The sequence below is a fragment of the Paenibacillus phocaeensis genome (assembly GCF_900021165.1).
Lineage (GTDB): Bacteria > Bacillota > Bacilli > Paenibacillales > Paenibacillaceae > Fontibacillus > Fontibacillus phocaensis.
The window spans coordinates 1-10520 of the sequence record NZ_FCOQ01000019.1 but is presented as its reverse complement, the minus strand read 5'-3'; the positions used below and the strand labels follow the sequence as shown (position 1 = coordinate 10520).

Genomic DNA, 10520 nt, shown 5'->3' with positions numbered 1-10520 from the left:
TTAAAAAAACCGCCTCCCAAGAGAGGCGGTTCAGCCGCTTGCGGCTTGTTCCTGACCCTACTAATATAAACCCGCCTCCCGATCCGCCAGCACTTGCCCGGTGAGCGACAGGTCGTAATCGCCCAAAGACGCCAGCACCTCGCGCAGCTCGGAGGATTCCAGCACCTCACGAAGCTTGGCAATCCATTCGCGGTTCTCCGGCTTGTTCAACACAACCAAATCCACCCGTTCAAGCGTAAGCGGGATGAACTCAAGCCCCGCAATGCGGGCGGGCCGTTCGCTGCCGACACCGACGTCCGCCTGGCCCAGGGCGATTCGCCCACCGAGCCCCATATGGGAGGTCTCCTCTTGGGTGTAGCCGTTAACGGAAGCCGGCGAGATCTCGTGCTTGCGGAGCTGCTCATCCAGCAGCACCCGGGCTCCCGACCCTTTCTCCCGGTTGATCAAGCGGACCCCGGGACGGGCCAAGTCCTCCCAAGACCGGATCCCCAGCGGGTTCCCCTGCTTGACGTAGAAGCCAGCCCGGCGAGAGGCAAAATTCAGAACCAGATAAGGAAGCGAGATGAACAGCTTGCGGAGGTAAGGCAAATTGTATTCCCCAGTGTCCCCGTCATACAGATGGGTGCTCACGATATCCGCCGCACCGTTATACATCGCCACCAAGCTGTCCATACTGCTGGCAAAAGAACGCAGCGGACGATACGCCCGGCTCTTGGATTCCAGCGCTTTGGCCAGCAGGTCGAGCCCCGGATCCTGCCCGGTTATGACCAGCGTCCTTCCCCCGCCCCGCACTTCTCCCCCATCGGCATCCTGGCGAACTGGCACGGTATAGGGGGCCTGGAAGACCGGGGTCGCCGCGGCAGCGGGCGATAAAACCCCGCTCTTCGCCCTGTGCTTGTAGGCCTCCAGATCGGTCGAATCCACTCTCATCTGCTTGCCGACACGGTAAGCGGGAAGCTCCCCTTTTTTGATCAGATCATATACGGTTAACTTAGATACCTTTAACAGCTTGGCGATTTCCTCCGCCGTATAAGAGATCGGTTCAGTCATGTCTTTCTCCTTCATCCGTTTCGCCCTAGTTCATGCAACTAGACTCATCTTACCGGGGATTTCCCTTTTTTTCAACGAAATCCCCCCCACATACCTATACAGATCGTTATGTTTCGTATAATCTAGCTATAACTAGATATATCCAGGAGGATTCGATATGAATAAATATTTCAAACTCCCTTTTTTAGCCATATTCACTTCCCTCATTTTGCTCACATCCGCCGGATGCGCCGGGAACACCGCTTCGCCGAAGGATGCCGCTTCGGTCAGTGCCGAACAAAGCAGCGGCAAGAATACCCAAGCTTCAACCACAGCCGATGACCCTAGCGAAGCCGCCGAGCCGGTCGAACTGCTCATCTCCGCCGCCGCCAGCTTGACCGATAGTCTGAATGAGCTTAAGAGCCTGTACGAAGCCGAACACGGCAATATCCAGCTGACCTTCAATTATGCCGCCTCCGGCACGCTCCAGCAGCAAATCGAACAAGGCGCTCCCGCCGACCTGTTCCTGTCCGCCGGGACCAAACAAATGGAAGCCTTGAGCGACAAGGGACTCGTGGACAACCAACTGACGGCAAACCTGCTCAATAATGAACTGGTGCTGGTCGTTCCGAAGAACGGTACCGTGCAGATCGACAAAATCGAGGATCTGGCTAATCTCGGCGACATCGCCATCGGCACGCCCGAATCCGTCCCGGCCGGGAAATACGCGCAGCAAACCCTTGCTTTCCATAAGCTGTGGGATAACCTGCAGTCCAAGCTGGTGCTGACGAAAGACGTCAAGCAGGTGTTGTCCTACGTCGAAACCGGAAACGTCGACGCCGGGTTCGTGTACAAAACCGACGCCGCCCTTTCCGATAAGGTGAAAGTGGCCTTGAGTGTGGAACCCGAAAGCCATGATCCGATCGCCTATCCGGTCGGGGTCTTGAAGAACAGCGCCCATCCGGACGAGGCCAAAGCCTTCTATGACTTTTTGCGGAGCGACCCCGCCCGGCAGGTGTTCAGCAAATACGGATTCAGCCCGGCGGAGTAATCGCTGATGCATGCACTAGGAATTTCGGAATCCTTTTGGGAACCTGTCGTCTTATCGCTGCAAGTATCCATCGCCGCCACCGTCATCGCTTTTATGGCGGGACTACTGGCGGCATGGCGGGTGTCCGCCGCTTCCTTCTACGGAAAAACGCTGGTAGAGACGGTCTTTCTCCTGCCGCTCGTGCTGCCGCCAAGCGTAGTTGGTTTTATTTTGCTTGTGGTGCTGGGAAAGAACGGCTGGATCGGACAAGCCGCAGAAACCCTGTTTCACCTGAGCTTCGTGTTCCGCCCGCTTGGCGCGGTGGTTGCCGCAGCCGTCGTCAGCTTCCCGCTGATCTATCAAACGCTGAAGTCCGGCTTTCATGCGGTGGATCCGGAGCTGAAAGACGCGGCCCGCTCGCAAGGTGCCGGAGAATGGCAGGTGCTGCGGTATATTGTGCTGCCCCTCGCCTCCCGCTCCTTGCAAGCGGCGTTTATTCTTGGCTTTGCCCGTGCGCTCGGCGAATTCGGGGCGACGATGATGATTGCCGGCAACATCCCCGGCCGGACGCAAACGATCCCGACGGCGATTTATTTTGCCGTCGACGCCGGAAACCTGCCGCTCGCCTGGGCGCTGACAGGCTGCACCATTCTGCTGTCCTTCGGCCTGCTGTGGATCTCCTCTCGTCTGAAAAACGACTAAACTCCCCGTCGGGCAATCCGCTTGACGGGGAGTTTTATCCGTGCTGTCGCTTCGTGTTTTAAAGCTGCCGTATCTGTTCTTCGATCGCCCATTGCTTCAGTTCGGAGACGTCGACCGGTCGCTTGCGTTCACCCGCCGTCCGCCGCAGCCGCTTCAGCAATGAAGCGACGATCCCCTCGCTTACCTCCATCCCTTCCTTCCGCAGCGCTTGACGAACCGAACTTCGGCCGGAATGCTTGCCGAGCAGGAATTCGTGGCTCATCCCGAGCTCTTCGGGGTTTAGGGTTTGATAGGTGCGGCGATCTTTGAGCAAGCCGTCCACGTGAATGCCCGATTCGTGGGCGAAAGCCATTCGACCGAGCAGCGGCCGGGTTGCCGGGATCTCGCGCCCGGACGCCCGGGCCACAAGCTCTGCCAGCGCCTTCATGCTTTCGGCACGCACCGCGCATGTCCCATGGTAGATATGCTTCCAGGCCATCACCACTTCTTCAAGCGGCGCGTTGCCCGCCCGTTCGCCGATACCGAGCACGGTCGTGCTGGCCCACTTGGCTCCGGCCTGCACGGCGGCAAGCGTATTGGCCGTCGCCAACCCGAAATCGTTGTGGCAGTGAATTTCCAGCTCGATCTCCGGCGGGAAGCCGGCGAGCAGTGCGGAAATTCGCGCAGCCAATTCGCCGGGATGATGAACCGACAGCGTATCGGCATAACGGAAGCGGCGGACTCCCTCCCGCCGGAAGGCGTTCATCAACTCCCGCAAAAACGACAGATCAGCGCGAGAAGCGTCCTCAAAACCGATCGAGACCGCAAGCCCCTTTGCCAATGCATAAACCGCCGCCGCTTTCCCGAGCTCCAGGATTTCGGACGGACCCGCTCCCAGCTTGGCTCGCATCTGGATCGCCGATACGGGCAGCGAGATATGAGCCCAATCAACCCCGGCCGCAAGCGAGGCGTCAATATCGGAGCGGCGCGCCCGGTTCCAAGCGATCCACCGGATTGGAAGCCCCAGTGAGACAATCCGGCGGATCGTCTCGCGCTCCTCTTCGCCCATCGCGGGTATTCCCGCTTCGGCCTGCTCAACACCGCAAGCGGCCAGGCTTTTGGCGATTTCCAGCTTCTCCTCCCCGGTGAAAGCGACGCCGGCCGCCTGCTCCCCGTCACGCAGCGTTGTATCGCAAATCCGCAGCAAGCCCATCGGTACGCTACCCCCCTATATTCCCTTGCAGCAAGCGCAATCCGGATTCCGGCGCAGCGACACGACATAACTGCTCATATCCAGCGTATAGATCCGGTGCATGACCTGCAGAAACGGACGACCGACCCCGGCGATCCACTTCACCGCCTCCATCGCGGCCAGACAGCCGGCCAAGCCGGAGGTGGCGCCCAACACCGGAAACCCAAAAGGCTCCCACTCCTGTTCCCGCTCCGGGTATAAGCACGCGAGACAAGGGGTTAAGCCGGGAACGATCGTCGTCAGCGACACCTCAAAGCCGTACATGGCCGCTTCGACCAAAGGTTTGCCCGCCGCGACGCACAACCGGTTCAACTCGTACCGTTCGGGAAAATCGTACCGCGCGTCGATCACGAGATCCGCACGCCTCACCCAGGGTTCGCTCTCTTCCGTAATTTTGGCATTATGCCCTTCGATGTCGACGTCCGGGTTAATGCGCTTCAGATTTCGCACCGCAGTTGCGATCCGTTCCTTGCCGATACGGTCGGCATCCATCAAGATTTGGCGGTTCAGATCCGGTTCCCGGATGACGCCCTCATGCGCCAGAATCAGGCGTCCGATGCCGGCTGCGGCCAAGTAGAGCGCGGCCGTTCCGCCAAGTCCGCCGATGCCGGCCACCATCACGGTCGCCTCTTTTAGCTTCCGCTGGCCCTCCGCTCCCAGCAGCTTTTGCTGGCGTTCGTACCGGAGAGACTCCCGCGTTGATGCGGAGACGAAACCGTGAAGACCTGTTGCCGGCTTCGATGTACGCCTATTCGCCATCCGATTGCTCCTCCCTTTTCTTCCGATCGCCTAGGTTAACCGTTTCGTTTGTAGCTACATTCCTGTAACGCTCCAGCCCTCTCAACGCTTCTTTCAAACAGGTTAGCGCGAACCGCTCCAGCTTGGCCCGGGAGGTAAACGGGAAATACGGGTTTCCCCGCTTAAAGCTTCTTCCATCGTTATCCCTCCTTTGCTTCCAAAGGGTTCCCGCCGTTCCCGGCTTCCTCCTCGGCCAGCAGCACCTTGCTCAGCCACATCGGCGGTTTGCCGCGCAACATCTCCAGCAACTTGCCGATCTGATCTTCGATTCCCACGCCCGTCGGTACTTTGACCGGCATCATTTTCCGCCGGGTGACGCGCGCCGCTGCGGAGGCCCCGATCTGCACCAGAAACACGAGCGTGCAATCCTCGATCAGGGCGATCCGCGCGTCGATTTTGCCAAGCTCGTCTTGCGCGATCTGCGCCGGTAAGCTGCGCTCCTCCAAGAAAACGGCGGATCCCGGCCTCACCTCATAGACCGCAAACCTCGGGCTATGCCCGAAATGGGCGTTCACATGCCGCCCGTCATCCGTGGCGAACGCGACTCGCATGACGATAATCCCCCTCCCTTTGGATCAGCCGGTTGCCCGTCTTATGAATCAGCTCCATCGTTCCCCGGTATCCGACCGTTAAGGACGTGTACGCCCCCAGCTCGTCAAGGATCGGAAACCCCGCCGCCATAAACGCGGCCGCAGAGCGCTCGGCACCGCTTTTGCCGTGGGAATTGCTGATCCAGAGCTTGGCGCCTTCCGCCAGCCGTTCGGCATCCTCGAAATCACCGATCCAGATGTCCCGTTCCGCTTCCCTTAGGCTCGGCGCATCATAAGACGCAACGAGAGCGCTAAACTCCACGCCCATCTCCTCCAGCCAAGCGACGGACGAACGCAGATGATCCGGCTCCAGGGCGATCACCGCCGTTGCCCCCGCATAATCAAAGTGGGCGTCGAGCATAGCGTCAAGCAAATTTTCCCGCTGCCAGCGATACCGGACGGGAACGGGTTCCCGGCTGAATTCCTGCAAAAAGTAAAAAAACGCGTCGCTGGCCTTGAGCCCCGTAATGCCGTCGAATACGCGGTACGGAATCCCCGCTCCGTTATGCAGCCGGCGGGCCGGGCGCTCCATGCTGGAGCCGACCGCGATGGTGAATTCGGAACGCAGCATCTGCCGGGCCGCATCCACCGGCACCCCGCCGCGGGTCAAAGGCGTGAACCCCGTCAGCAAATGCCCGGACAACGAGGTCGACAAATCCGGAAGGGCGATGACTTCAAAGCCGAAGGAGCCGATGATTTCTTTGAGCTCCATCACGTCCCCCGCCGTCAGAAACGACCCGGGGAGCAGATTGATTTGACGTTTGACCGGTTTTTGGACCCGGCGTCCCGCCTGCTCCAGCAGACCGTCGATGAGGGTTTCGACCATCGCGCTGAACCCCGATTCCAGAGAACCGCGATAGTCGGGAAGCGAGCAGGCCACCAGCAGCGTATCCTTCGGGTTCCGGTCGCGCTTGAACTTTTTCACTTTGCCGGCGTAATCGGTTCCCGACGCTTCCGTCAACGCGGTGCTGACGACCCCTAGGCAATCCGGGCGATGCTGCTCCAGCACCGTTTCCAACGCTTCCTCCAGGTTCCGGTCGGCATCGAAAATGACGTCCATTTCCTGCAGCGCGGTCGTTTGTAGCGCCACCGGTTCGCGGTAATGACGGGTCAGCAGCGCCTTGGCGAACGACGCGCAGCCCTGCGACCCGTGTATGATCGGCATCGAGCGGTAAATTCCCTGCAGCGCCAGCACCCCGCCGAGCGGCTGGCTGATCTTCAACGGATTGCAGTCCAGTGGTTTGGAGCTCTTCCTTACGGTCATGATGACGCCCCCCTCTCCCACGGAGCGGGCGAGCGGACCAAGCCCCACACCGGATGTTCCAGCGCGTTCGCCAGCTGTTCGGCCAGGCGGATTACCCCGTCATACCCCGCGTATGCGGTATGCCGTTCCTGATTGATGTCCACGAACGGGATCTGTTCTTTAAGCGCCATATACATGTTGCGGCCGCCGGCAATGACCATGTCGGCCTTACGCTCGCGCACCGTCTTCAAAATGCGGCCGGCTCCCCCTTCGGCGATGTACGCCGCATCCTCTCCGACCCTTTCGGCAATCCGGGCGATATCGCCGGCGGTGCTTTTGTTTGTGCCGACGCCGACGACGGTGATCCCGAGCTCCTGAAGCGCCGTGAGGACCGACCAGCTTTTGACGCCGCCCGTGTACAGCACGGCCCGCTTGCCTTTAAGCTTCTTGCGATAGGGGGCCAAAGCCCGCTGCACCCGCGCCTCTTCGTGCTCCACCAGGCGATCGACACGCCGCTCCACCTCCCGCTGATTCAGCAGATAAGCCAGTTGCCGCAGGGAATAGCTCGTTTCTTTGGCCCCATAGAAGGAACCTTCAAAATAGGGAATCCCGTATTTTTGCTCCATTTTGACGCCGAGACCCAGCAGCGCACGGCTGCATACGATCATATTGGCTTTTGCGCGGTGAGCTCCGGCAATTTCATGAAACCGGCCGTCTCCGGTAATTTTGGCGTGAAGGCGCATGCCCGCCTGATTCAGCAGTTTTTCGATATCCCAAAGCTCGCCGGCGATATTGTATTCGCCGATCAAATTGACCGCGGAGTCCGAGACGTCGGGCGGCTCCACCGTCCCGATCACATGTTGAAACAGCGCCTCCCCGGCCAGCCGGGTGCCCAGGTTTTTGCTGCCGACAAACCCCGGGCTATTGACAGGAACGCACGCCAATCCGAGCTCCTCGGTTGCCCGTTTGCAGACCGCATCGATATCCTCGCCCGTCAGCGCCGAGACGCAGGTGCCATAGACGAAGATCGCCGGAGGCGAATACCGCTTCGCGAGATATTCGAGCGCTTCGCGCAGCTTTTTTTCCCCGCCGAAAATAATGTCCCGCTCGCTCAAATCGGTCGTAAAGCCGTACGACGCCAGCCGGGGGCCGCTCGACAAGCTGCCCCTCGTTTCCCAGCTGTTTCCCGCGCATGCGCCGGGACCGTGAACCAGATGGGCCGCATCCGCGATCGGCAGCAGCGCGATTTGCGCGCCGTCGAACGAACACCCCCCTGTAGCGGCGCCTGGTTTCGGCCGCGGGCAGGGTTTGCTTTGCGGCGCTTCTTTGCCGCAGGATTCCTGAGCTCCCGTATAACCCGTGATTCTGATCGCTTCCATCCGTTCGATCCCTCCCGCTTTCCGAAGTCGCTATTCCCGTCGATAACCGTTTGACCCTGTACGATTAACGCACAAGGTCAAAGCTATGGGCCGGAGCCTGCTCATCGAGCTGCTCCAACACCGTATTGACGAACATCATCAGCAAGTTCAGCGCCCCTTGATAGCCGATGACCGGATAACGCTGCAAGTGATGCCGGTCAAAAATCGGGAAACCGATTCGCAGCAATGGCACCCCGGCTTCCTTCGCGGCATATTTCAAATGACTGCTGCCGATGGCAAGGTCCACCGGCTCATTGAACAGCAGGGAGCGCATATGCCACAGATCGCGGCCGACATGCACCTTCGCCTCGGCCCCGTAAGGGCTCGCGTCCAGTAGCAGCCGCGCCTCCCGCTCGAACTCCGGATCCCCGTTCGAGCAGACGATGTGGACCGGCTCCATGCCGAGCTCCAGACCAAAGCCGATCAAGCCGAGCAGCAGGTCGGGATCGCCGGCCATCGCCACCCGCTTCCCGTGTAAATAATTGTGGGAATCGGTCATCGCATCAACGGTTCGCGCCCGTTCCGCCAACAGGCTTTGCGGTATCGGTATGCCCGTCAGCCCGGCGATCGCTTCAAGCAGCCGGTCAGTGGCCCCGACGCCTAGCGGCGTGTGCATCGCCTGCACTCTTTGCCCCCAAGCCTCCTCCATATAGGCGATCGTTTTGCGCAAGCCGTGTTTTTGCAGCGCCAACGCCCCTTTCGCCTTTGCCGCCGAAGGCACGTCGGCCAGTCGGGTGCCGCCGTAATAATAAGCGTACGACCCATCCGCGCCGGAGTCGAAGTTCTCGCTATGGTCCCCGAGGACGGTGTACTCCGCGCCGAACAGCTCCAAGATGCGCTTCAGTTCGGCAAAATTGCCCGTATAGGGTTCAAACCCGAGCAAGACGTTCAGCTTCCCGCCTGCAGCAGCTATGTCCTGCTCGCCAGCGCGTTCGTACAAATAGCTTAGAATCGCCTTCAGCATATGGTCGTAGCCGGTAATATGGGAGCCGGAAAAGCTTGGCGTATTGGCGAACGGTATCGGCATGCCTTCCGGCAGAACGCCTTCCTTGCGCGCGTTCCCGATAAAGGCCGACAAGTCGTCGCCGATGACTTCGGCCATGCAGGTGGTGCTCATCGCGATCATCGACGGCTTGTATAGGGCGATGCTCGTTTCCAGACCGTCGATCAGATTGCGCATGCCGCCGAATACCGCTCCGTCTTCGGTCATCGACGAGGAGACCGCGGGCACCGGCTCTTTGAAGTGCCGGGCAAAGTGGCTGCGGAAATACGCGGTGCAGCCCTGCGAACCGTGGACGAACGGCAGCGTCTTCTCGAATCCCAGCGCCGCCATCACCGCCCCGAGCGGTTGGCAAGCTTTGGCCGGATTGACGACTACCGCCTGCCGCTCGAAGTTTTTGTCCGAATACTCCTTGGACCGGGTATACGCTGCGGTTCGCAGCACCTCTTCTTCGGGACAAGCGCCTTCGAACTCCCGTTTCCGTTCCCGTTGCCGGACGTATCGTTCCTCCTCGAACAGCTTGTTATGATCCAAAATCGTTCCGTTATCGCTCACGCCGTCACCTCCTCGCGCCGCGGCGCTTGAACCAGTTTCCATACCGGGCTGTTGACGGCCATATCCATGTCGCGGGCAAACACCCGAAACCCGTCGAACCCGTGGTAAGGCCCGCTGTAATCCCAGGAATGCATTTGCCGGAACGGGATGCCCATTTTGTGATAGACGTACTTCTCTTTGACCCCCGCTCCCATCAAATCGATGTTCAGCCGCTGCGCCAGCTCCTCCAGCTCGTAAGCCCCGGGATCGTCCATCAGAATCGTCGCTTGGCGCAGCTCGGGGATCGTTTTTAAATAGTCGTCCTTGTGGGCGAATTCGTAACCGGTGGCCACGATCTCCATGCCCAGATCCTCGTAGGCACCGATCGTATGGCGGGCCCGCAGGCCGCCGATCAGCAGCATCACCTTTTTCCCCTCCAACCGGGGACGGTATTTGGCGACGACCTTCTCCATCTCCCCTTGGTATCTGGCGATGACCTTCTCGCAGTTGGCCCGGATCGTATCGTCGAAGCGGGCGGCGATGGCCCGCAAGCTTTCGATCGTTCTGGTCGGCCCGAAAAAGTTGTATTCCATGGAGGGAATGCCGTACTCCCGTTCCATCACTTCGCACATATAGTTCATGGAGCGGAAACAGTGGATCAAATTCAGCTTGGCTTTGTGGGCGGTCATGATTTCCTGGAGCGTGCCGTCGCCGGACCACTGCCCGATGACCCGGAGCCCCATTTCCTCCAGCAGAATCCGCGACGCCCAGGCATCGCCGCCGATGTTGTAATCGCCGATGATATTGACGTCGTACGGGCCGCATTCCTTGAGCTCCGCCCGGCCCATGAGAAAATCGCGAATCGCGTCGTTGGCGATGTGATGGCCCAGCGATTGGCTGACGCCCCTGAAGCCTTCGCAGCGGACCGGCACGATCGGGATGCCG

10 protein-coding genes are annotated in these 10520 nt (G+C 60.0%); 2 read left to right on the top strand and 8 right to left on the bottom strand.

Annotated features, from left to right (window positions below; translation table 11 throughout):
• Positions 1 to 60: 60 nt before the first annotated feature.
• Positions 61 to 1050 (bottom strand): substrate-binding domain-containing protein, encoded by a 990-nt coding sequence (locus tag BN3795_RS14595; protein WP_068785424.1) that lies wholly within the window; start codon positions 1048 to 1050, stop codon positions 61 to 63.
• Between the two features lie 157 nt (positions 1051 to 1207).
• Between BN3795_RS14595 and modA the strand changes: the two genes are divergently transcribed.
• Positions 1208 to 2080, top strand: coding sequence for a molybdate ABC transporter substrate-binding protein (modA, locus tag BN3795_RS14590; protein ID WP_068785423.1), 873 nt, complete (start codon positions 1208 to 1210; stop codon positions 2078 to 2080).
• 6 nt (positions 2081 to 2086) lie between these two features.
• On the top strand, positions 2087 to 2761 hold the full coding sequence (modB, locus tag BN3795_RS14585; protein ID WP_068785422.1) for a molybdate ABC transporter permease subunit: 675 nt from the start codon (positions 2087 to 2089) through the stop codon (positions 2759 to 2761).
• Between the two features lie 58 nt (positions 2762 to 2819).
• Here the strand turns inward: modB and BN3795_RS14580 are convergent, their stop codons facing one another.
• From BN3795_RS14580 to BN3795_RS14550, 7 genes are all read right to left on the bottom strand, one after another.
• Positions 2820 to 3953, bottom strand: coding sequence for a homocitrate synthase/isopropylmalate synthase family protein (locus tag BN3795_RS14580; protein WP_068785421.1), 1134 nt, complete (start codon positions 3951 to 3953; stop codon positions 2820 to 2822).
• Between the two features lie 15 nt (positions 3954 to 3968).
• Positions 3969 to 4751 (bottom strand): HesA/MoeB/ThiF family protein, encoded by a 783-nt coding sequence (locus tag BN3795_RS14575; protein WP_110945190.1) that lies wholly within the window; start codon positions 4749 to 4751, stop codon positions 3969 to 3971.
• 179 nt (positions 4752 to 4930) lie between these two features.
• Positions 4931 to 5341, bottom strand: a complete 411-nt coding sequence (locus BN3795_RS14570) for a NifB/NifX family molybdenum-iron cluster-binding protein (protein WP_068785420.1) — start codon at positions 5339 to 5341, stop codon at positions 4931 to 4933.
• Entirely contained in the window at positions 5316 to 6644 is a 1329-nt protein-coding gene (gene nifN / locus BN3795_RS14565; RefSeq protein ID WP_068785419.1) for a nitrogenase iron-molybdenum cofactor biosynthesis protein NifN, read from the bottom strand. Before nifN ends, BN3795_RS14570 begins: the two co-directional genes overlap by 26 nt.
• Positions 6641 to 8002 (bottom strand): nitrogenase iron-molybdenum cofactor biosynthesis protein NifE, encoded by a 1362-nt coding sequence (gene nifE / locus BN3795_RS14560; RefSeq protein ID WP_068785418.1) that lies wholly within the window; start codon positions 8000 to 8002, stop codon positions 6641 to 6643. The genes nifN and nifE overlap by 4 nt, the downstream gene beginning before the upstream one ends.
• A 64-nt stretch (positions 8003 to 8066) precedes the next feature.
• Positions 8067 to 9596 carry a nitrogenase molybdenum-iron protein subunit beta gene (gene nifK / locus BN3795_RS14555; protein WP_198524722.1) on the bottom strand — a complete coding sequence of 510 codons (1530 nt, stop codon included), beginning with the start codon at positions 9594 to 9596 and terminating at the stop codon, positions 8067 to 8069.
• On the bottom strand, positions 9593 to 10520 hold a 928-nt coding region (locus BN3795_RS14550; RefSeq protein ID WP_332835606.1), incomplete at its 5' end, for a nitrogenase component 1. The genes BN3795_RS14550 and nifK, both read right to left, overlap by 4 nt.